At 44.2% G+C, this 23,608-nt stretch carries 21 protein-coding genes; 8 read left to right on the forward strand and 13 right to left on the reverse strand.

Annotated elements, in window-relative coordinates; genetic code table 11:
- Positions 1-16 precede the first annotated feature (16 nt).
- Entirely contained in the window at positions 17-250 is a 234-nt protein-coding gene (locus HMAT_RS12105) for a putative glycolipid-binding domain-containing protein (protein WP_158655804.1), read from the reverse strand.
- A 300-nt stretch (positions 251-550) separates the two neighbouring features.
- On the reverse strand, positions 551-1,444 hold the full coding sequence (locus HMAT_RS12110; RefSeq protein ID WP_233789210.1) for a sensor histidine kinase: 894 nt from the start codon (positions 1,442-1,444) through the stop codon (positions 551-553).
- Positions 1,445-1,751: 307 nt separating this feature from the next.
- Here HMAT_RS12110 and HMAT_RS12115 point away from each other — a divergent pair, with 307 nt between their 5' ends.
- Positions 1,752-2,480 carry a LytTR family DNA-binding domain-containing protein gene (locus HMAT_RS12115; RefSeq protein ID WP_104382946.1) on the forward strand — a complete coding sequence of 243 codons (729 nt, stop codon included), beginning with the start codon at positions 1,752-1,754 and terminating at the stop codon, positions 2,478-2,480.
- On the opposite strand, the gene HMAT_RS12120 is transcribed toward HMAT_RS12115, so the two are convergent.
- Positions 2,470-2,955, reverse strand: a complete 486-nt coding sequence (locus HMAT_RS12120; protein ID WP_104382947.1) for a hypothetical protein — start codon at positions 2,953-2,955, stop codon at positions 2,470-2,472. The two genes, HMAT_RS12115 and HMAT_RS12120, sit on opposite strands and share 11 nt — an antisense overlap.
- A 219-nt stretch (positions 2,956-3,174) precedes the next feature.
- Here HMAT_RS12120 and HMAT_RS12125 point away from each other — a divergent pair, with 219 nt between their 5' ends.
- The 7 genes from HMAT_RS12125 (at position 3,175) to HMAT_RS12155 (ending at position 9,239) form a co-directional block, all read left to right on the forward strand.
- Positions 3,175-4,185: an Ig-like domain-containing protein gene (locus HMAT_RS12125; RefSeq protein ID WP_158655805.1), complete on the forward strand. Its 1,011-nt coding sequence runs from the start codon at positions 3,175-3,177 to the stop codon at positions 4,183-4,185.
- Between the two features lie 10 nt (positions 4,186-4,195).
- A complete protein-coding gene (locus tag HMAT_RS12130) occupies positions 4,196-4,870 on the forward strand; it encodes a CPBP family intramembrane glutamic endopeptidase (protein ID WP_104382949.1) in 675 nt (224 codons plus the stop codon).
- Between the two features lie 79 nt (positions 4,871-4,949).
- Positions 4,950-5,696: a hypothetical protein gene (locus HMAT_RS12135; protein ID WP_104382950.1), complete on the forward strand. Its 747-nt coding sequence runs from the start codon at positions 4,950-4,952 to the stop codon at positions 5,694-5,696.
- A gap of 4 nt (positions 5,697-5,700) precedes the next feature.
- Positions 5,701-7,014 carry a hypothetical protein gene (locus tag HMAT_RS12140; protein ID WP_104382951.1) on the forward strand — a complete coding sequence of 438 codons (1,314 nt, stop codon included), beginning with the start codon at positions 5,701-5,703 and terminating at the stop codon, positions 7,012-7,014.
- Positions 7,015-7,147: 133 nt separating this feature from the next.
- Positions 7,148-7,747, forward strand: coding sequence for a hypothetical protein (locus tag HMAT_RS12145; protein WP_104382952.1), 600 nt, complete (start codon positions 7,148-7,150; stop codon positions 7,745-7,747).
- 60 nt (positions 7,748-7,807) lie between these two features.
- On the forward strand, positions 7,808-8,422 hold the full coding sequence (locus HMAT_RS12150) for a Crp/Fnr family transcriptional regulator (protein WP_233789213.1): 615 nt from the start codon (positions 7,808-7,810) through the stop codon (positions 8,420-8,422).
- 115 nt (positions 8,423-8,537) lie between these two features.
- Positions 8,538-9,239 (forward strand): DUF1080 domain-containing protein, encoded by a 702-nt coding sequence (locus HMAT_RS12155; RefSeq protein WP_233789217.1) that lies wholly within the window; start codon positions 8,538-8,540, stop codon positions 9,237-9,239.
- A 986-nt stretch (positions 9,240-10,225) separates the two neighbouring features.
- Here HMAT_RS12155 and HMAT_RS12165 read toward each other — a convergent pair.
- From HMAT_RS12165 to HMAT_RS12210, 10 genes are all read right to left on the reverse strand, one after another.
- Entirely contained in the window at positions 10,226-12,109 is a 1,884-nt protein-coding gene (locus HMAT_RS12165; RefSeq protein WP_199768610.1) for a RagB/SusD family nutrient uptake outer membrane protein, read from the reverse strand.
- 9 nt (positions 12,110-12,118) lie between these two features.
- Positions 12,119-15,469 carry a SusC/RagA family TonB-linked outer membrane protein gene (locus tag HMAT_RS12170; RefSeq protein ID WP_199768611.1) on the reverse strand — a complete coding sequence of 1,117 codons (3,351 nt, stop codon included), beginning with the start codon at positions 15,467-15,469 and terminating at the stop codon, positions 12,119-12,121.
- 79 nt (positions 15,470-15,548) lie between these two features.
- Positions 15,549-16,679: a FecR family protein gene (locus HMAT_RS12175; protein ID WP_104382953.1), complete on the reverse strand. Its 1,131-nt coding sequence runs from the start codon at positions 16,677-16,679 to the stop codon at positions 15,549-15,551.
- 67 nt (positions 16,680-16,746) lie between these two features.
- Positions 16,747-16,941, reverse strand: coding sequence for a sigma-70 family RNA polymerase sigma factor (locus HMAT_RS27760; protein WP_104382954.1), 195 nt, complete (start codon positions 16,939-16,941; stop codon positions 16,747-16,749).
- Between the two features lie 15 nt (positions 16,942-16,956).
- Positions 16,957-17,298: an RNA polymerase sigma factor gene (locus HMAT_RS12185; RefSeq protein ID WP_104382955.1), complete on the reverse strand. Its 342-nt coding sequence runs from the start codon at positions 17,296-17,298 to the stop codon at positions 16,957-16,959.
- A 126-nt stretch (positions 17,299-17,424) separates the two neighbouring features.
- Positions 17,425-17,871 carry a hypothetical protein gene (locus HMAT_RS12190; protein WP_104382956.1) on the reverse strand — a complete coding sequence of 149 codons (447 nt, stop codon included), beginning with the start codon at positions 17,869-17,871 and terminating at the stop codon, positions 17,425-17,427.
- 214 nt (positions 17,872-18,085) lie between these two features.
- A complete protein-coding gene (locus HMAT_RS12195) occupies positions 18,086-18,310 on the reverse strand; it encodes a hypothetical protein (protein ID WP_104382957.1) in 225 nt (74 codons plus the stop codon).
- Positions 18,311-18,381: 71 nt separating this feature from the next.
- Positions 18,382-18,930 carry a biliverdin-producing heme oxygenase gene (locus HMAT_RS12200; RefSeq protein WP_233789218.1) on the reverse strand — a complete coding sequence of 183 codons (549 nt, stop codon included), beginning with the start codon at positions 18,928-18,930 and terminating at the stop codon, positions 18,382-18,384.
- Between the two features lie 37 nt (positions 18,931-18,967).
- Positions 18,968-20,392: an efflux transporter outer membrane subunit gene (locus tag HMAT_RS12205; protein ID WP_199768612.1), complete on the reverse strand. Its 1,425-nt coding sequence runs from the start codon at positions 20,390-20,392 to the stop codon at positions 18,968-18,970.
- Positions 20,393-20,413: 21 nt separating this feature from the next.
- Positions 20,414-23,578: an efflux RND transporter permease subunit gene (locus tag HMAT_RS12210; RefSeq protein ID WP_104382958.1), complete on the reverse strand. Its 3,165-nt coding sequence runs from the start codon at positions 23,576-23,578 to the stop codon at positions 20,414-20,416.
- Positions 23,579-23,608: the final 30 nt, after the last annotated feature.

Consider the following 23,608-nt stretch of genomic DNA (forward strand, 5'->3'; position numbering starts at 1 on the left):
GATTGTTTTATCTTCCCTAATCTTCCAAAACTAATTCAAATAGACCGGGATAGCTCTTTACAATGCCTTTCTGATCGACTGTGATCGACGAGGAAAATACTGTATCGAGATTGTCATACAGATATTCATCCTTCTTCTTTCTGCTATAAAGCTGCTTAACTGGCTTTATTTCATTTTCAAGAATGTTGATGTATATCACATCAATAGACTTTGATTGCCCTATATCCAGTAACAGATTGTTGATTGGCAATAAAAGGAGCCAATAAAAAAAACCAAGGGCTTTGGAGGCCCTGGCAATTCTTAAATAAACATCGGAATATCATCACGACATGCCACATATGAAATGAAACTAGTATTACTAACTGTTGACAAATATCGTCGTCCTGTGGTTAGGATGCTGATCTTTTCGATAAGACGCACATATCGGTAGACAAACGACATAAAAACCGTTACGGGGGAATAGCTCTTTTGGTCTTATCCACGGAATGATAAAAAAAAGCCGGTCTGGAATAAATTGTTGTTATCAGAGCACACCAAAATTCAAGGCAGTCTAGCTCTGCCTAGCCGGAAGAGCAAAGGATACCGCGACCGCACCATTTTCGTCGAGCTCAATATGAAGATTTTCTCCGAACTGGTTCGATAGACGTTTGGCCGTATTTGAAAGCCCGACTCCATCTGCATTAAACATTTCCCGAACCGTTCCGGCATAAGGAGCACCCGTATTTCGAATGCAAAAATGGATAAATCCACGGTCAAGTTTACAGGTAATATTTACCTGTCCTCCATATACCGCAGGTTCTATACCATGCTTAATCGCGTTCTCCACCAGAGGTTGCAGCAGCATCGGGGGAATGTTGACCTGCCGGCATCCGTCGTCGGCCAAAATTTCAAATTCAAGTCTTTTTCCGAACCTGCTCTGCTCCAGCAGCAGGTAATTTTTCAAAAAATCGAGTTCCTGCCAGAGCGGAACCAGCTCCTCCCTTGTAGACCGCAGCGCGTACCTAAAGGTATCTGCCAGCTGAGCAATCAACACTCGGGTGTGCTCATTTTCTGCTGGTACCGATGCACTTATACTATTCAGCGTATTGAACAGGAAATGGGGCTGGATCTGTGCCTTAAGGCTTTCGATCTCTGCTCGATGGGCAAATTCACGTAATTCTCTTTCCCTGTTCTGCTGATACTCCCGTTCGCGGAAGAACAGATCAATATGCAGCGAGCTGAATACCTGGATATAAAAAAGGAGATTGGGACCGATATTCTGTATCATCTGTCTGCCCGTCATGACCGGTACCCCTATCCATCGGTTGTAGAACTGATAAAGAATCACCCAGCTGGCATAATACAAAATGCCAGTAAGCAGATGCAGGGCAAAGCGCGTTTTCATCGGAAGCGTCGTCCATTTGCGGAAATGTAACCACCAGACCGGAAAGCAGGCCACCGCCATGATCAGACAATCAACCAGCAGTTCTTTTAAGAAACCGAGCGAAAAGCCGCCCGCAAAGAGACGCGGTGTGGCATAAAGCGCGCTCATCACCAGCAAAACGAATATAAAAAGCAATATTTCCCTTTTGGGGTTACCTAAATGCCCCGGATATGTCATAAATTTCTAAATTATACCTTAATTTATGTTTTTTTTACCTACTATGTTGATTCAGCACTACATTTTTAACCTTCATCTGTCTATAATGCCGTCTGTCGAAAAATAAGGACAACACAATAATTCTGTTTATCTTGCATAAAAGTATGATCCCATGGCAAAAAAGTCAGTTTTAATCATCGATGATGAAGAGCACGGCAGGGTGCTGGTCAGGCAGTATCTGAAACCATTTGAAACGTATTATGTGGCGGGTGAATGTGCCAATGGGCTGGAAGCCATCGGGCAGATAGACCGGCTTGAGCCTGATCTCATCTTTCTTGACATTCAGATGCCGGGGGCCAATGGCTTTGAAGTCCTGCAGAAGATCGGCCATGTGCCGCAGATAATCTTTACCACTGCATACGACAAATATGCCCTTCAGGCGTTTGAAACGAATGCGACCGATTACCTCCTAAAGCCATATACCAAGGAACGGTTTGAAAGGACCATGGAAAAACTGCATACCCACTCTGTTCAATCTTCTTTTATGCTGGGGGAAACCTTCGGAAAAAAATCAGCCTTTCCCGAAAGGATCCTTGTAGAGTTCAAGAAAAGATACCGCAACATCGATGTATCCGATATTATTTTCCTCCGGGCATTCGGTGACTACACCGAGCTTCATACGTCATCCGAGATGTACCTAAGTTCGTCAGGTATCAGCTCCCTGGCATCGAGACTTGATCCAGAGAAGTTTCTCCGTATCCACCGATCCGTCGCCATTAATGTGCAGCACATTTCGGAACTCTACCGGGATATCGGAAAAACTTTTCTTCTCATGGACAACGGCACAGAACTCACCGTAGGGAGAAGTTATCTCCCCACCATTAAACACCTTATCTTCTAACCCGATAGACAGCAGTAAGCACATGTTCCTCGCCTTTGGTGCTTTTGAAATGATGTTCCAGAATAAGGCTTTCCGAATTTGATTTAAGAACTTTTGATACCTCCTGCTTTCCTTCCTTTAAGAAGGTCAGCATGCTGGTCGCCCCATCATACTTCCAGGTGCCATCTTCCCACTGCAAGTCTTCGTCCTCGTCACATTTTTCTGCTCCCCCCTCGCGGATGACAATGCCGCCCTCCCGCAGGATCAAAAAGTCGTCTTTGTCGCAGGGTTCGAGCAACGCAAAGATGTCAGTGTCCTTGCCGCCATCAAGATCCCAATCAATACTTGGCGATACCGTGAATTTTTCCATCTGCCATTTTTTGCCTACAAAAGAGGTACTGTTCGGCCGCCCGCCCCCACTGGCTTGGCATGCCGCGCTCAACAGGGCCAATAGGCCCAGCGAAAGAATGAATACGTTTAATCTGATCATTTTCATGTCGTATATTTTTTTCAAAGATCGCCCGGTCAGCAATACCTTATCCCAATAAACGATGAACAGCCTGTCAGGGAGACAAACGGTATATTCTGACCCCTGAACTGATGCGGTGAATTTCGTTTACCCTTATTTTACGCCGCTCGGCACCTGTAATGCGCCATTCATCGAAAAAGGTGCCGCCCTAAAGGTCCGCTGGATAACTTAGCAAAAAAATTAGCTATGAACAAACTTATCAACCCTAGAAAAACCGTACGGATGGCCTCTCTATTTTTCAGCTGTCTGATGGTTTCAGCCTGTTCAAAAGGCAATAACCCGCCGAATGCCGGCGAGGATCCCCATCCTCAAGAAGAAATAAGACCACAGCTGCCCTTTTCGCAGCTTCCCGCACGGAACAAGAGCATGAATGTTTCCGGAAACCGGCGGTATGTCAACGTTATGGAAAAACAACGCCCCAAATTACCAAAGTTCGCGCCCCTGGACGTGAAACCGGGCATACTGCGCGGATATGTAAAAGATGTCTTTGGCCGTCCAGTCCCCAACGCGGAGATCGGCGTCCGCTCCTCTATCGCCGGGGGACTTTACAGCTCGGCCACTGCCAAAAGTGATTCCAAAGGCTACTACGAAGTAAAGATTCCCGTTGGCCATACCGAAATCTGGGGAGCCAAATTAAATATGCTACATGAGGGTGGCCGGGCGTTTGTCTCTCTATTTCCTGCCGACAGTACGTTGAATGAGTTTGCCTCCAGCAGCGGGGCTGTAAAGAATTTTGCCCTGCTCCCATATGGCGAGGGCAGGCCCGATCAGATCGCCGAATCGCCCCAATGGCCCTCGAGCTATATGGGAGGCTCAGTGCACCTCTCCTATAGCCTGCGAACAGAGACCCTTCCGTTGCCGGGAAGTTTCCCCATCGGCACCGTCATTGTCGTCAAATTGACTCCGCTCGACCTGGTACATGCAGACGAAAAGGTCACATTCGTCATCAAAAAACAGGTACTGAACAGTGAGCTTTACATCAATAACATTCCCCTGGGACGTTACTCGATCGAAATAGAAACCGGCGACGGAGCGCCCATTTTCATGAAGGAAGGAATCAACCTGAAAGATGAATTTGGCCTGACGCCGAAGCAAGCGTTACGAAAAGCAGAATTTACCTTTATTCCCGGCGATCCCGAGTGTCTGGTCTGGTTTGGCAACTGGAAAGAAGTGCCTCTAAATATTGAAATGAACTGAGCAGACATCAATGAAATTCATCACATCAGCGACATGCGGTAGTAAGCCCCTAAGTAAGCTTAGCCCAATCGTACTCCTATTATTTGCAAATGCACTCATGTTTAATCCCTATCTCCCGTATTGGCAGTCGACGCTATTGGTCACCTTAATCGTTGTAGCCGGTCTAAACCTGCAAAAAGGAGCTTTTCAGACCGTGAATTTCAGACTCGCTTCGCTGTTGGATATCAACAGAACGATGTTGATTTACTTTTTCGCCGTCTGCATCATGGGAGCGTTACAGTCCATGGACAATACCTGGCTAGTGGAAAAACAGCTAAAATACACTTTGACCATACCGCTATCCAGCGACCGGACTGAATTAATCACGCTGTTGCTTCAGACTGCCGTTATCACCGCCATAGGCGAGGAACTATACTTCAGATCCTTTGTCTATACGCAATTGCAACGGGCCGGCATCAAGGGAAAATGGATTTTTATCAGCATTAGCGCCCTTCTTTATTGCATGCTTTCCGGTCATTTGGCGGTTAATGGGATTATGTCCAGTTTTTGCTGGGGTATCATGATGGCACTCGTGTACCACAGGTATACCAATATCACGATAAATATCCTCCTGCATAGCACTGTCGAAGGTACTTTAATTTTTATGGGATACCATAACTTACTACCGTTCAAACTAGCGATTTAATTAAAAAGGAAAAAATTTATGAACAATCGGAATCGTTTAAGAAGCATAGCCTTTATGGGGGCTCCTTCACCTTTTTTTGATGAGCTGTGACAAGGGAAACAAGCCTAAGGGAGATAGCTTGCCTTTTGAGCAGATAGGCAGTGTCCAGTCTGTTGCGGGCTTTGGTAAGCAGGAAGGGAATCCTGAAGGTATCCCCTTTCAGCTACCGAAAGGACTCAGGTTTGTCTCGCGGGACAGTTATCCGTTCGATCCCTCGATCGAGCGGTTATTTGGCAACATGAATACCTTCTATGCTGACATTAATATAGTCAGCGATCCTACCTGGGATGGCGGACATGTTGAATTCCCCCCGGGCCTCATCATGTTAAATATCTCCCCCAGTGGTATACAAAACGGCATGCTTATGGGCAGAGTAGGTATTAATGTACCGCCAAATATACATGATACCGAGGGAGACACGACCACTGTATATTTAGGTGTTGCATGTATGAATGCCACCCGGGGCTTTCCGTGGGAAGATAACTTCGCTGATGACACAAAGAACTACGTGATCGGTAAAGGCAAGTACCGGCCTTCGGTTGTTACTACTGAGCCCGAAGTGTTAAAATTCATTTCGCTGCTCAATGACAGGCCAGGTCTGAAACTTGTTCAACATCAAAACCCCTGGGATGCTTTTGACGAAGACTACATAGAACCCGAATGGATGAAACCTTACAACGCCATCCAATTGGCATTCTGGAAGATGACCGATGGTGATGGCTTGTCAGCACCCGACCTGAACGAACTTTTAACAACACTCGACCAATATTCACCTAAACAATACTGATTCAATGAAAAGAAGAATACTTTTAATTTGGGCCATCCCCCTTTTGCTGCTCGGCATCTGCTGCAGCAAAGGGCCGAAAGAAATTGACGGCCGTTCCGATGACGGAACAGGAATTCCAGCTGTGAAACCGAAGGGTACACCAGCCGGAGCTCCCATAGTCAAAATGATAGGCAAAAATGGAGGCGTGATCGAAACCACCGATAAAGCCGTGCGTATCACCATACCTGAGGGAAGCATTGAAGTCCCCACCGAGATCAGCATCCTTCCAATAACGAATACGCTGGAGGAAGGAATAGATCGGCCTGCCTTCCGGATTTTACCGGAAGGAATCCGTTTTACGAAACCGGTGACGATCAGCTTCCGTTATGCAGAAATGAAGGTTACGGAAGGTGCCGAGAAAGGATTGCTCATCGCCTACCAGCGCGCAGATGGGGTCTGGTGTGCTTTGCCCACTATGCTGGACCAACAGGCGGGTACGCTCTCTGTTACAAGTGACCATTTCAGTGACTGGATTTTCTTTGAAGAAATAACCCTTCGGAAAGATCGCGAAATAATCGAAAAAAATGACCAGGTGACACTGGATCTTTTTCAGACCAGCCTATTGGCTCCGCAGGCTACCAAAGACGTCGATCAATGGCCGCTCAGCGCGCTTGAGGATCTACATCCTAGGACTGTAGCATCCATCACCTGGAAGATCGTTGAGGGGCCGGGCAAGCTCGAAATCAAGAAAAATGTACACGGCCTACCTGCAAAAGCAGTCTATATTGCACCAGAATCAGTCCCTGTTTCCAGGACGGTCACGGTGCAGGTGGAGATCACTGCCAAAGGTAGCCTACCCGACCCCCGATATCCGGGTGGTAAGCTACCAATAGGTAAAATGATTTTTCTTACCCCGCTCCAACTGACAGCAGACGCCTACTTCAAAGGGATCGTGGGCGGGCAGCCTTTTGAGAGCAGCAAAATGGGGGTACGGGTCAGAGACTTATCCTTATTGTTGGAAGGTGTAGATGTAAAATCAGGTAAAAGTGTCCATATTTATTGCAACGGCTTAACAGGCAAGACCTACCCTGCAGGCCGCGGGCCAGGAGAATTTTACATGACATTCAGCGAAGGTAATCCCCGGGTCATGTTGTGGAACTTTTATAGGCCCTGCTCGGGGACCGAGCAATTCAGCGGCAAAGTAACGATCATGGAGTCTGGCGATGATTACATCGCAGGAACGGTAACCGGTACATTTTACTTGCTAAAAGACTGCGGATTTACTGAAAACAAGGATATTTCGGCCACATTTAAATTACCGTTTTATGAGCAGCCTTAATTCACCGATTGAAGCCGTCCATCCCAGCAGGTTGGAATGTTGAACTGGTGGATTATTATTGGCATCGTTCTGGGCGCTCTTTTTAGTTACTACTGGTTTTTTACGAATAAATGGTTCTTTCAAAATATTTTTTATGATCGCCTTTGCTTCGCTGACAGGTTATTATCTTATGATCTTTTTCACGTTGGGAAACTATACTGAGGCCGGAATCCTTACACTCCCCTACTTGTTACGAGGTTTCGGAAATATGCTCGTTTTTGCCGGTGTAGGAAAATATGTGACCAGGAATGTTGAACTTGATATTTTTACACAGGTACTCTATTATCTTGCTATGGTCAGAAATGCATTGGGAAGTCTCATACCGAGCTCGCTCATAGGTTATGCGGAGTATTGGCGGACTTTAGATTATCAAAATAAGTTAGCGACGAAGATAGGCCAATTTAACCAATTAGCCTCAGACTTACATCGGAGTACATGTAGCAAAATACTGGGAATGGGACATACCAGTACAGACGCCGCTAAAATTGCCGGGAAAGCGCTATATGCAAAGGTAAATCAGCAGGCTCTGCTATTGGCCGGCCGCGAGAGATTCGGATTGATGACAATTGTAGGAATTATAGTGGTTTTGTTATTGATGGACATCCACTTTGGCAAACCGTTCATCAGTAGAATTCCTCCATGGAGAAAATTACGCCATGTACCGTCGAAAAAAGTACCAGTAGACAAATTCTAACATGGGAACAAAAATAGTATATTTAACATTAAGATATAATTTTAGCGCTAAAACACAATCATGTTGGAACAGATACAGCCTACTGAAGATCCATTACAAATGCTAATTGATAATTTCAAGCAATTTTTTCCGCTCAGTACGAACGAACAGGATGAGGTAAAACGTCTCTTTACACAAAGAATAGTCAAGCGAAAAGTTTTTTTGCTTCAGGAAGGGGAAGTTTGCCGCCATTATTATTTCGTTGTCTCTGGCTGCTTTAAGATGTTTGCTATAGACACTAATTTTAGGGAACATAATCTACAGTTTGCTGCGGAAGGTGATTGGATCGCAGATTTTCAAAGTTTTTATAATGAAGAGCCAAGCAGACTATACATCGAAGCGGTAGAGCCGGCTATCGTACTACAGATCCAACACAAAGATCTTTTGTATCTATATACTAATTACCATAAATTTGACCGCAACTTTAGGATCATCATTGAACGGAAGCTAATGGAATATCAAAACCGTATTCTTCTGAATATTAGTACCAACGCAGATGAACGCTATGTTGTCTTTCAGAAACAATACCCTCAATTGATCAACCGACTTCCGAGCACACAGATCGCCTCCTACCTGGGCATCACGTCTGAATTTCTGAGCAAGATCCGAAAAAAGGCTTCGGGTAAAAAACAGTGAGCATGATCTAAATTCAATCCTTAAACTAGTTTAAGGGTATTTCTTAAGATTGTTCATGCATCCTAAAGGACTAAGTTGGGTAACTTTGTACGAGTTTTTAATCAAAGAATAATATATGAAGAAGGTTAAGCTTTACAAAATGGGTTACGCGCGATTTTATACAATCGTTCTATTAATAGGGTTAATTGTAAATACAGTATCTGCACAAAAAATAAAACTGGAAGAAAAGCGGCTTACTCCGGTGCAAACCTCCATGTCAATGACACGTATCAATGGAAAAAGAGCTGTTAGCGTAATCAAATCGCCAAAAGTACTTGCTGATGATGAAGCAACCTATGTTAGGATCAATGATCTGGACTTTAAAGATGGTATGATAGAGGTAAAAGTTTTGTCAAGACTGCTGCCCGATGCGCCTGCTCATGCCAGAGGTTTTATCGGTCTGGCTTTTCGGATCAATGAAGATAATTCCCGATTTGAAAGTATCTATGTACGTCCAACAAATAGTATCGCCAATGACCAGCTGAGAAGAAACCGGACTGTTCAATACTTTTCCTATCCAAATTTTAAATTTACGGATTCACGTGCCACCGCTCCAGGTCAATACGAATCCTACGCGCCTATTGCGCTCAATCAGTGGATCAAATTAAAAATCGAGGTAAAGGGCCAAACAGCTCAGTTATTTATTGATGACGCCAAAGAGCCCAATCTGATTGTCAATGATCTCAGAATGGGTCCCGATAAAACTGGGGCTATTGGTCTTTTTGTGGATATCGGAACGGAAGGATTTTTTAGGGATTTGAAAGTGACAAATAAATAATGAATATTCATAAAAATAGAAGGATCCAGTTTTTTGATAACTGGATCCTTCTATTTTTATGTGCGATATTTTTCATCTGTCACTTCGTGAAGCCAGACGGTCTCTCCTTTCTCACGTCCTGTAACTGCCACCTGCACAAAATGAGAATCAACGCTTGCTCCATGCCAATGGGGAACATTTTTGGAAGCTCATCTCGATTTCCTTTTCAAGGTCTGCTGGGCTGTCATACCTCAGTAACATAAGCATAATTAAAGAAATTTATTGATGGTTAGATCGAACTAACCTTTTATTCTCGTTACAGTCATTTGGGGAAGCGTTCTCCCATTTCATTTCCTTCTCATTCAATTTTTTTATCAGATACTATTCTGTATATATCTTGCGTTCATCGTAGAGCGTAACCAAAATCTTATCATTGCTCAATACATAAGTTCTGTTAATGGTAGTATCTCGATTTGAAAGCGCATTATAGATATTCTTAATACAGGTCATATCTGAGTTGAATTTGTACGTAACGGAACCATCGACGGCCATTCTAGGATCGTCATTTGCCACGGTCCATTTCCCGATAAGGTTATCGATGGCTGGAAGTAGGATTCTGTAATTTCTTTTCGTAACTCCTTAATTATTTATTATTGATATATCAATGGTATGAATAAATTTGATGATCTGCTACAATACTGCTTATAATCTCGAACCTGTCCATGCAAATACATTTTACCATGTTTATTATCAACAGTATATTAGACCACGAACGAGATGCAATACGTTATATATGCAGTCCATGTTCCAGCACTGATGTAAACCGGAGAAAGTAAACCTCCCGGCTACGCAGCAATGGCCAGGTGGTTTCGACCTTAAATTCAGGTCTTCTAAGTTCGGTGAATCTGCTCTGATGCCGATCATTGAAAGATAACAGTTGGAAAAAAATAGCCGCTTAGGATGCAATCCCAAGCGGCTTAATATTACGCAAAAAATCATATTCCGCACTAGTTCCATCCAGGATTCTGTACCAAATTTGGATTCTTGTCTATTTCAGCTTGCGGGACTGGAAACCAATAGTTTTTAGCAGTAAAAATGCGCTTTTGATAGACCGAACGTTTGAAAAAAGCCTTGGGATTAGCCTCATTATCGTCCTTTTCAGTTCCGGAAAAATTCATCCCATAAAAATTTCCATTCAGTGTGGTCTCTCCTATCTTCCAGCGTCGAATATCGCGATAGCGGATACCTTCATTGTTGAGCTCTACACGACGTTCATTCCTGATGGCCTTGCGCATCGCCTCTTGCGAAGCTGGTACGGGCAGTGCATCCTTTCCGTTGCCATATTGTGGAACTCCGCCACGCACGCGGATCAAATTAACATACTTTAAGATATCCGGATGATTGGGTTCCGTCTCGTTGAGGGATTCGGCATAATTCAGATAAGCCTCTCCCAAACGATAAAGTATACCCGGCCGGTAAGGATTTGTGTTATTGCGGGGGTCATGGTCTGGATGAACTTTCTTCCGGATGAGATAGCCATTCTGTGGCGCATCGTGGGTAGGCCCTCCATCCCAGTTGCCGCTATAAAACTGGGTGGTGCGATTTTCCCTCCTATACCAAGCTCCATTGTATAATACAGAAATATAGAAGCGCGGCTCGCGATGGGTATACATGTTATAAGTTCCCTCCAACGTAACCTTGCCATTGCCCTGGGACTCGGCCCAACGTGTATTTCTGACTTCTGCAGTTTTTGAAAAACCTTTCTCCTGATAGCCGGACAATGGATCGTCGATGGTCCGGCCATCCTCCATAAAGAAGGCATCGACCAATGATTGCGTAATCCCCAATCCCCCATTGCCACCAGTTCCTCTAGGCTGCGCATGGCGGTCATACTCCCCGAAATTACAGTCGGGCCGGGCAAAAAGAATCTCTTCGTTGCCGTCCTGTGGCCTGCGGAATAACATGTTCTGATAGGATAGAAATGGATCAACAGAACCGTCACTGTTATATTCTATATACAATTTGTGCCCGACTGCCTCAGCCTTTTCGATAAGGAGCTTGGACGCTGCCACTGCGGATTTCCATTTATCTGCCGTATAAGTAGCATTAAATATCGCCTCACCTTTGTTATTGGTAAAACCGGCATAGGATGTATTTCCATTGACCAATGGACTTGCTGCAAATAAAAGAAGACGTGCCCTGACCGCCAGACACATAATGGAAGTTACCCGACCATACTTTTGTGCCGCACTATACCTTGCGGGCAGAACTTCCGATAAATCCAATAGTTCTTTATCTGCCCATTGTACCACCTGATCAAAGGGAGTCTGTCCAATCATCAGTTCCTCAGCAGGCGCACTGGGATCTGTCAAACCAAGATGGAATGGTATCGCACCATAGGTTTCAAGTAGAAGTGTATAATAATAGGCGATCATAAAGCGGGCTTCTCCCTTCATTAGGTTGACCTCTTCTTCGGTCACCAATTGCGCAGGGTTGGGCTTGACATTGTCAAGGAAAATATAGGCCGAACGAATACGTTTGGGAAGCTCCACCCAATAATTGGGGTCCCAGGATGTACTCGGATTCCAGTTCCCGGTCTGCATACCAATAACAGACCAGCCAAACTGCTCCCAACCGGTAGACGGAGCCATATCATCAGAGAGAGGATCCCAGCCCAATGTCCGCGTATTTCCCCAATAGGGATCGGGCACATTGCTGTATATACCCGCCAGCCAATCCTCCGTTCTGGTCTTATCTTTAAAAATCATTTCAAGGGTAAGCTGATCATCAGGGCTTTTGTCAAGATATTTCGAACAGGCCCCCACTGTGATACCCAAAGCCGCCAGTACTATTACCCGGGTAATCTTATGTTGTATTTTCATCTTCATCATTGGTTAATGCTATTTAAAATTTAACTCTAGACCCATCGATACCGATTTCATTATTGGGTATCGCATGCCGTTATTTGAACCCAGTTCGGGATCCCAAAGCTTAAAATCACTGATTGTTAACAAATTATTTCCACGTAAGAATATTCTAAAATTTCGGATGGAAAGATGATCCAGCAATTGTGACGGTAAGCTATACCCCACCTCAACATTGCGCAAACGAACAAAGCTCATATCGCGTAACCACCAAGTAGACGCCAGATTGTTATTGGCACTTTGGTAATCCGACAGCCGAGGGTAAAAGACATCCTGGCTGGGGTTGCTCACAGTCCATCTGTCTGAAACATTGTCAAACATATTTCCCATGGCACCATTGGCACTTCCGGGAATAAAATTAGAACCACCGATAATGCGGTAGGTCCGCGAAATTCCCTGGAAAAAGAAGCCAAAATCAATGGCCTTGTACCGCAGATTGGAGCCAAAACCGAATACGATCTGTGGATCTTCGGTACCGCCAATTGCTGTTCTGTCAAGTGCATCGACGACTCCATCATTATTCAGGTCGCGGTAGCGGATATCGCCGGGGCGCACTGGCCCGAAGGTATGCCGCGGGATATCGGGACGTAGTGTACCAGTGGACACATCTGAAAAATCAGCATCAGTAAACAGTCCCTCATCAATAAAGCCAAACAGCTGCCCAATCGGCTTGCCGGTAGAGGAACGTGCGCTTCCAACCACTGCAATAGGCTCATCTTGCTCTAGGATCTTATTACGGGCATAGGTAAAGGTGCTGCGCACGGAAAGGAAGAAATTTGGATTCAGCTGTTTGTTCAACTCAAGTGACATATATATACCTTTATTGTTGACGCGCCCAAAATTTGCCCATGGTGCATTGGTAAAACCACTGGAACCGGGAATGGAGCGGCGCTGCATAAAAATGTCTTCGCGATTCTCATTAAATAGATCAAGCTGGAATTCTAATGCTCGCCATAAACCGAGTTCGACACCGATATTGGATTTGGCTACTGTCTCCCAAGTAAGGTTACTATTCCCCTGATCGCCTTCCATACGGCCTGCACGCTTAAAGTCGTTGTTTAAGCCCCAGGAGTAACCGCCAGTCTCATTAATGGTCGTGATATAAGCGAACCGACGGCCATCAAGCTTGTCGTTACCGACAAGTCCATACGAACCGCGAAGTTTGAGTTTGGAGAATGTACTTTTCAGCTGTTGCATAAATGGTTCTTCAGATATGTACCAACCCAAGGCAAAGGAAGGAAAGAAACCGTAACGTTTGCCGGGAGCAAAGTTTTCGGATCCGTTATAACCAAAGTTGAACTCAGCGATATACCTATTGTTATAGTTGTAGGAAAACCTGCTGGCTATTCCTTGATTCCGATAAGGCAACAGATCACCATTATCGTAGTTACGCTGATTGTACAGGAACATACCTTCTACATTGTGATTGCCAAAAGACTGGGTATAGTTGATGGCTCCTTCGAGGTACATGCTTTTATCGCCCCAGTCTGAGTTTTTTTCATAACCTAAAAACTCTTGTCCATAGCTGTCAATCACAAGCTGTAGTTTTCCGTTTTCGTCCCTCCCGATCGCTGGATTATAATAATCGGGACTTTTACTTCTTACAACGGACGTGTTTGAATACCTGTCGAACGAGAAAAGCCCCCTTGCTTTTAATCCCTTGAGCCAAAATGAAAGATCCTGCTCTACAGCAAATAAAGATTCGATTTTGCTAGCGCTGATGCGTTCATAGCCACGTTGCGTGGCCAAAGCCCAGGGATTTGTGCGCTGTGGCGTACGTGGTATCTCACCTGAAGAATAAATGGTGGGATGGACATATGGAGGAATCGTAAATGCTTCCTGAAATAGGTCATCCACACTTTGCGGCGCACGGGTCCGATCCTGCAGATAGCCTCCAATATTGAGCCGGAAGAGTGTGGTCGGACTGACATTAATGTCCACATTGGAGCGTACATTATAACGGTTTAAACGGGAGGAAGAATTCCATGCCTGTTTCTCATCACGTTCGATCAAACCACCCTCGCGATAATAGGAGGTAACCAAGGAATAACGCAAGATATCCGAGCCCCCATTGACGCTCACGTTGCCTCTTGAATTGCCAGCGCGATCGCGGAGTACAGCATCGAGCCAATTGACATCTGGATAAAGATCTGGATCAGTTTGGTTCCGGATATTTTCGATTCGCTCTTTAGAATATAATCCCTGTTCACCCCGCTCCTCCCGGATACTGTTCATGACTTCCAGATAATCAGCAGCCCCAACAAATTTAGGGAGCTGGACGGGAGATGTGATGCCCTGCTCAAAACGGGCAGAAACATTGGGCTTTCCCACCTTTCCTCTTTTGGTGTTGATCAGGATCACTCCATTTGCGCCACGAACACCATAGACCGCACTTGCTGCGGCATCTTTTAAGATCGAAAATGACTCGATCTCTTCGGGATCCATATTGTCCAACGAACGTTCTACTCCATCGACAAGGATCAATGGGCTACGGCTTCCCCCGAAAGTGCTGATACCACGTATCCAAAAATTCGAGTTATCATACCCTGGTTCGCCGGAGCGCTGTACCGCGATGATGCCCGCCAGTTGTCCAGCAAGATTATTGCTCATAGAACGGGAAGTTCCAATCTGCAGTCGTTTGGGTTCAATAGTTGTGATGGCCCCTACCACAGAAGCTCGCCGTTGTGTACCAAAACCGACGACGACAACTTCATCCAGCGCGCTAACGCTGTCGGCGAGCACTACAGTATAATCTCCACTTGCCTTTAGCGCCACGCGTTGACTTACATAGCCGACCAAACTCACTATAAAATAGCTATCCTGAGGGTCCAATTTGAGCGTAAACTGACCATCCTCATCAGTAGAAGTTGTATTTTTACCTTGGCCGCTGCTCACAGTCGCCCTGGCGAGGGCGACCTGGCGCTTGTTGACCACACGGCCGACTGCCACACGCTCCTCCTGTAATGTAGCTTGCCTAGCAAAACGCTTTACGATGATCGTATTGTCGTTTATGGTATAAGAAACTCTTAAAGTTGAAAAAATCCGATCCAGAACCACCTTTATCGGCTGATCTCTGAACGTCATCGAAATACGTTTAGAATCGTCAATATCGTTTGGCGAATAAATAAATTTTAATCCCGTTTTGGAATTTAGCTCTTTAAATACCTGCTTTACTGACAGGTTGTTAAAATCTAGGGTAATGTTTTTTTGGATATCAAAGTATGGCCTGGCTGAACTAAATAACCAGACAAGACAGCCCAAAAAAAGGCATAAAAAGTTTCGCGCAAACTTAATTTGTTTGCGGGATGTCATAAGTAATTTATACATTTGAAAATTGATTAATAGTTGATCATTATCCAAAGCCTTTACGGCACGATTAGGAATGTAGCAGCATTCCTAATTTTTTTTACGGATTTGCTTGTGTTACATATATCTTTCCTTTCTTTTCTGAATAGTTTATATTATTGGTCATTTTAATGATATTTAGGACTTCCCGAATATCTTCATATCTGCTGATCATACCCGTGATCGGAAGATTTGCGATCGCTGGCTCGATATCAATCTCAGCTCCATACCACTGTTCAAATTCAAGCACGACATCCGCAAAGTTTTCATTGTCGAAGTAAAATAAGCCTTTTCGCCAAGCATTGGCTTTTTCGATATCCTTGGACTGGATCAGTAAAATCTTCGGTTTATCTTTCTGTATGAAAGCCTGTTGACCGGGCTTAATCAGCACCTGGGTGCCGTAGTGATTGTGTGTAAGTCGGATACTGCCTTCGCTCAACAGTACATTTTCCTCCAAGCCGTTGGCGGTATTAACGTTGAATTTGGTACCGAGAACTTCAATGGTCTGTATGGAAGAGTGAACCAAAAAGGGAACTTTCCGTCCCATAGCATACTGCTTATGCACATCAAAGAAAACCTCTCCCCTAACATGTACAGAGCGGTTGCCCTGATTGAAGTTGGGATCAAGCTCTAGTGATGCCATATAGTTGAGCCATACCTGTGTACTATCGTCCAACAAAACTGAAAAGACTCGTCGCGAAGGATTCTCAATCCGTAGTTTACTGTTACCGACCGTTTGCGCGAGTGTGCCAAGTGCCAGTACTTTTTCCTTGTTTATTGTCGTGTAATGACTACCTGGAGGCAATGTATCCAATAGATCAAAATGTTCTTGACTGCCGACGAATAAGGATGGATTTTGGAGATTTGCCTGTTTCGGCCTGTCATCGGTATTGTAATGGTCGATAATCCGAAAAGATATATATATGCCCAGCACCACAAATAGACTTGCGGCTGTGTACCAGGCTGTATGTAAGCGGAAATCAGATACCCTACGTTTTCCAATGCGCTGCTGCACACCTGCTTTGATTTCTTCACCGATACGCACTAGATCTTCAGACTCAGATTTGCCCCTGTCCATGGCATCATACAGATGTTCGACAAGCTTTTGCTCCTTATGATTCGTACTCCCCGAAATATATCGGTCGAGAAGATCTTTTAAAACTGCACGAACATGACGTTTCCTTTCAGACATATCAGATGGTTTATAATGGTCCCTTTCCTATATGTCGTTGTCACCCCTGGTAATTCCCAAAAAAAAATTAAAAAAAAATGAAAAGAATTTTATGGATCAGATCTTTTAACGTGTTTGTTGTGTTGAGCAATTGATTTTGAACGGTTTTGGTAGATATTCCAAGCAATTTAGCGATCTCCTTGACCGTTTTATCTTCGTTGTATCGTAATTGGAATATAGCTCTACGCTTGTGCGGCATACGTGCGATCCATCCGTTGAGCATGGTTTGGAGTTCAACTTATATATATCGCTCATCGGCAGTTGATCCGTCACTCAACTTTTCGACCAGTGTTTCCAGTTCGTCAAAATACTTTTTCTCCTTTCTAAACTTGTCAATCACTTTAAAACGTACAGCTTGACAAAGATAATGGTCTATATCTTGGATCGTTTTGCGATCACGTTTCTCCCATAGGTCAATGTATATATCTTGAACAATTTCTTTTGCGATATTTTCATCTTGTAGCCTTCTAAAAGCGATTTCATACAACTTCTTCCAGCTACGGTGATAAAGTTCGTCAAATGCGCCTTCATTTGATTCTTTCACCAAAAGAAAAAGATCCTCTAGACTCATACTACGCATAGCTAACGGTTTATAATGTTGCGAAATTATAGTGGCTTAAAATTGATTGATGCAATATATAAATTCTGAGGGGAACTTCCTATAAAAGTTACACATTCAACAAACTTATAAAGCCATTAAATAGTTTTACCCCAAGCATAGGATATATATTCTTAATAACAAAAAAAGAACCTTTAAATATAAATTGAAGCCAAAGCATAAAGCACCATAATTCAGAAAATCATTATCTTTTATTTTTTGCAACAGCGAAGCCTTACTAAGAGTTTCGAGATAAACATATAGATTTGGAATGGTCTGAAAATAACGTTCAAAAGCTGAAAAAGCTTTCGTATAGATCTTGCTGGCAACAACTTCCTGAATAGCATTTGTCGCCGGCTGCTTGGTATAGTAACTTTCAAGATTTGCAAAAAATTGCTGTTCCTTGATAAAATGCTTTGTGACGTCGTTGCTTGATGCATCAATCCCAAGCAAACGTAAGATACCGCTTTCAACAAAGAGAATCTCAGAGGCTACTTCATGGAGCTCTTCGATATAGGTTCCTGCTTTTACCTGAGGTAATTTAAAACTCTGCAAGCAGATCAATATCACTTGCTGTAAGTATTCCTCTAAAAGAAAGTGCAGCCTTGAGCTTTTCTATTATTTTACGATTTGTAGTTCCAATAGTCTGTTTGCGCAGGTGATTACAGCTTCCTTAACAGGAACGGCCTGCCATCCCAGTTCTTTCTGCGCTATACGGAGGTCTTTTTGCCTTCTGACCACCTCCAATAAAACGGATTTGAGCTCTGGGTTAAGAAATACGGCTTTTTACATCTTTTGTGATTAGTTGCACTACTTCACCTATCTCTGAGCAGATATAAACAGTTTTATCCATCTTTTCCAGATAAAGGGCAAACTCGTCGAGTACCTCAACGTCATTCCCGACAAGAACAAAACAGTCGAAAATATTACCCAGGTTCCCAAGGGTTTCGATTTTCAAGCCTAACATTTTTTCAAAAAAAATCATAGCAATCATAACACATAATTTTTAGAATACTTAAATGGCGCCCCGCTGACACCAAAAAACAACGGGGACACCATAGATAATCAGATTTGAAATGCATCAGCAAATCGGGCAAACGTGTCTCTTGCTGCATAAATGGCATCTGCAGCATGTTCTTCCGAAATATTTGCACCCAAAGCATCAATAAAGGCATTCCATTTCTGACCTGTTTCTGACCCGTAGCCGGAGAAGAACGAGACTCCTTCAGTTATTCCGTATTTCGCCAGCATTCGAACAATGACCATCCCTCCCATCACGGAACCTTCCATTACGTAAAGTGCACCGAGCGCCTTCGCAGTACTATCGATGAAAGGAACGGGCACTTCGGTAAGGTCGTTCAGATCTCCGCCAAGTTCTACAATATCTTCTGCAAGACTAACAGCATGTCGCCTTTCGGGATAATCTGCCAATATATTTTTAGTGATATATGGAGCAATGGCCTCTTCTAAATTCTTGAAATAGCTATAAAATATTTTCAACAGATCTGCGTATTCCGCATTGCTACGGATCGGCTTTAATCTGGCGACAACCAATTTCTCCAGTTGTTGGTGCGGTGAGGCGGTTTGATTTCTTAATTCTTCTTGTATCATCATTATTGTTTTTTATTGTAAAAGGGTGATTTTTGTTCTATCATTCTACACCGCCACCCAGACTGCGATACAGGTCGGCAATGGCAGAAAGCTCCTGACGTCGGACAGATGCAAGATCGAGTTCGCTCTGCAATACATTAACCTGTGCTGTAATCACTTCGAGATAGTTTGCCATGCCATTCACGAAAAGGGTATTGGCATTTGCAGTGGCCTGCTGAAGTGTATTGACACGTTGGGCTGTAATGTACTGCTGTTGTTTCAGCTTCTCGATCTTTACTATGGCATCGGATACCTCTCCAACCGCTCCCAATACTGTTTTTCGAAACGCAACAATTGTTTTCTCTCTTTCAATAGCAGCTATCTTATACTGTGTGCTAAGTTCCTTATGTTGAAGTAATGGCTGTAAGATAGTTCCGCCCACAGTACCAAAGAGTGCCCCCGGAATATTGAACCAATCGCTTGCTTTCAGTGCTCCCACTCCGCCGGCGGCAGTAATGCGAAGTGCAGGATACATCTGTGCTTTGCTAATGCCCACTTTTGCATTCGCAATCACCAGCTCCAGCTCGTGGCTCCGAACATCTGGTCGTCGCCGGACTATAGCAATGGGTACACCGGTCGACAGCTGCTCCGGAAATTTAATCTCTTCGAGCATAGCACGCCTGTGCTGTATACCCGGCAATTCACCAGCAAGCACATGTAGCGCATTCTCCTGCAATATGATTTCCTTTTCGAGTTGCGGGATCAGCTCCGCCACTGCCAGTCGTTGTGCCTCGGCTTGCTGGACAGCCAAATAGGTTGCCTGCCCCATCCTATACTGAACGTTTGTGATACGCAAAGTACTATCATTTAATGCCATATTCGCTACTGCGACACGACGTTGCTGATCTAGCATGAGAAGATTATAATAACCTTTTGAAACACTGATTATCAGATCGGTCTGCAAGGCTTTACGAACCTCGTCACTTTGTAAATAAGCTGCGAGCGCCACTTTGTTGGTATTACGTATCTTTCCCCAGATATCGGCTTCCCAAGACAGACTGGCTCCTAAGGAATAATCCTCGATATGATTGGCCCCTAAAAACTGGCTTGCCGTCATCCCATTAAGGCTATAGTTGGAAGGATTACTTGTATTTCCCATTACATTGAGACCAATAACAGGTAGATTGTTCCACTTTGACTGCCGCACAAGCAGATGTGCTGATTCAATATTTTTCAGCGCGACCTGCATATCTAAGTTTTTCTTCAGGGTACTATCAATCAATACCTGCAACATTTTATCCGTAAAAAAACTCTTCCAGGGCAGCATAGCAATACCCAGCGTATCTTGCTCGGTCTCGCCACGGAAAGTCGCAGGTAGCTCCGGTTTGGGCAGCTGGACGTCTTTAGTGATTGCACAGCCAACCAAGGTGCCTAGTAATGCTGTGATTGGAATAATTTGACGATAGTTTTTAATTAAATAGCTCATAAATTGTCTCTTTTATATTTCTTAAGCTTCGATAGCAGGTTGGATTGCTGCAGTTGGTTGTGTTTTCCGACCCGAGATTCTTTCCTGTAGGGCCTGAAACACAACGAAGAGCACCGGTATGATAAACAATCCCAGAATGACACCGCTGATCATTCCGCCGGCAGCGCCTATACTGATCGAATGGTTTCCCATCGCTGATGGCCCTGTGGCCCGCATCATAGGAGAAATACCCGCTACGAACGCGATTGAAGTCATAATAATGGGCCGGATACGCAGTTTGGCAGCCTCTAGTGCCGATTGCAGCAATGTACGACCTGCATGTCTGCGCTGTACGGCAAATTCGACGATCAGGATTGCATTTTTGGCCAGCAGTCCAATCAGCATAATCAATGCAACTTGGATATAGATATTATTGTCAATGCCTGCCATGCCAATAGCTGCAAAAACACCAATGATACCTGTTGGAACTGAAAAAACGACGGCCAAAGGAAGGATATAGCTGTTATACTGGGCGCACAGCAGGAAGTAAACAAATAGTAGAGAGAGAGAAAAAATAATCACGGATTGTCCGCCGGACGAGATCTCTTCCCGAGTCATTCCCGAAAATTCATAAGAGTAACCTGATGGCAATACATCAGCTGCGACTTCCCGGACAGCTTGGATAGCGTCACCGGTACTATAGCCCGGTTTGGGCACAGCATTGACACCGATCGAGTTGAAAAGGTTATATCGTGTAATCACTTCTGGGCCAAAGACTCTTTTCAAACTGACCATGGTTTTTATGGGAACCATCTTGCCAGATCTGTTCTTGACATAGACTTCATTCATTGAAGCCGGATCTGCACGCTCTTGCTTTTCGGCTTGTACCATGACCCGATAATACTTACCAAAGCGATTGAAATCGGAAACTTGCGCACTACCGAAGAAAGATTGCATAGTTCCCAGAACATCTTTTTCATCCACCTCCAATTGTTCGATTTTTTCGTGGTCAAGAATCATCTCGTACTGCGGATAATCTGCGCGGAAGGTGGTAAACGCAACAGCTATTTCTTTGCGTTTGCTCAACTCGGTGATAAATTTATTGGCAATTCCACCAAATTTGTCCAGCTTGCCGCCGGCTTTGTCTTCGAGGACAAGATCCAACGCATCCACATTGCTGAATCCCGGCACGGTAGGAAAAGAAAATACAAAGCACTGGGCACCTTTTATCGTATTGAGTCGTTTTTGAATTTCAGCAATATTAGCAGAAACATCGTTCATCTCTCCACGCTCACCATCTTTTTTCATCCTGAAAAAGGCTACTCCGGATGATGGACTGGTGGAATTTGTCAACACATTGAAGCCTGCTACCTCATTGAATGCAAATTTCGCTTTCATATCCCGCACCTTATCGGCCGCTTCATCGAGGACTGCCTGCGTCCTATTCATGGACGAACCCGGAGGAAGATTGACCGAAATAGCAATAAAACCCAGGTCTTCTGACGGGATAAATCCTGTCGGAGTCCGACGAATAAGCCAGCCCGTAATAACAACAACGAGTGCTAGCCCCGCAAGACTTACCCATTTAAACTTGATCAGCTTTTTCACTGCGCCAACATACTTCGCAGTTACATTTTCAAAGCCTTTATTGAAAGCGTAGAAAAAACGCTGTTTAAAATTGGTAGGCTCTCTATGATGATCATGATTGACATCTTTCAACAACAAGGCACATAATGCGGGACTGAGGGTCAAAGCATTCAAGGCAGAAATAACAATTGCAATAGCTAAAGTAAAGGCAAACTGACGGTAGAACACACCTGCAGACCCTTTCATAAAACCAACAGGAAGAAACACTGCTGCCATGACCAAGGTAATCGATATAATGGCGCCAGTGATCTCATGCATCGCGGACATAGTCGCTTTTTTGGCTGTCATATTTTTATCCTCCAGTTTGGAATGTACAGCCTCAACAACAACAATGGCATCATCTACGACTATACCTATGGCCAGTACGAGTGCAAATAGCGTGAGCAAGTTAATGGAGAATCCGAAAACGGACATAAAGAAAAAGGTACCTATGACCGCCACCGGAACAGCGATGGCTGGAATCAATGTGGACCGGAAATCCTGTAAAAATATATATACAACGATAAAAACTAAAATGAAGGCTTCCAGAAGTGTATGCTCTACCTGATTAATGGATTGATCAAGCATATCCTTGGTATTGTAGAGTATCTGCTGCTTGATCCCTGGAGGGAAATCTTTTTCTGCTTTTTTCAAAAATTCGGCCACCTTCGTCTGTATTTCTCTCGAATTGGTGCCCGGCAACTGTATAACCTGGAATAGCACACTTTTTTTATCGTGTACGGTATTTACTGAATTGTAGGTGTAACTACCCAATTCAACTTTGGCGATATCTTTAAGTTTGAGCATACTGCCATCGCTATTCGCCCTGATGATCATGTTCCCATAGTCCTCGGGTCTGGTATACTTACCTGCATATTTGAGTACATACTCGAAAGACCTGTCACTTGATTCACCAAATCTCCCCGGGGCAGCTTCTTGATTTTTACTTTTGACAGCGGCCATCACTTCTGTAGGTGTGATATTGTAAGCAGCCATTTGTGCCGGATTGAGCCATATGCGCATCGAATAATCTCTATTACTGCCATAGAAATTGACCTGGCCAACGCCCTGTATACGTTTTAACTCCGGAATGATGTTTATCTGCGCATAATTGGTCAAATAGGTCGCGTCATACAATTCGGGCTTATCACTCATCAAATTGATCGCCATAATAAGTGAATTTTGCACCTTTTGGGTGGTAATACCGGCTTGCACAACTTCGGGCGGAAGCAACCCCGTAGCAGATGAAACCCGGTTCTGTACATTGACAGCGGCCTGGTCGGGATCTGTGCCCAGCTTAAAGTATACAGATATGATGAGTGTACCATCGTTGCTCGAAGTGGAACTCATATAGGTCATATTTTCAACCCCATTAATGGCTTCCTCTAGCGGTGGCGCTACCGCACGCACCATCGTTTCGGCATTTGCCCCGGGATAATTGGCCGAAACCTGAACCACTGGAGGTGCTATATCTGGAAACTGTTGTATAGGTAGATCCATCAGACCTACCGCGCCGAGAATGACCAACATGATGGAAACCACAGTAGCAATAACTGGCTTATCAATAAAAATTTTTAACATGGTATAATAGTCTTTAGCATAAGTAAAATA

Source organism: Sphingobacterium sp. HMA12 (assembly GCF_002933815.1).
GTDB lineage: Bacteria > Bacteroidota > Bacteroidia > Sphingobacteriales > Sphingobacteriaceae > Sphingobacterium.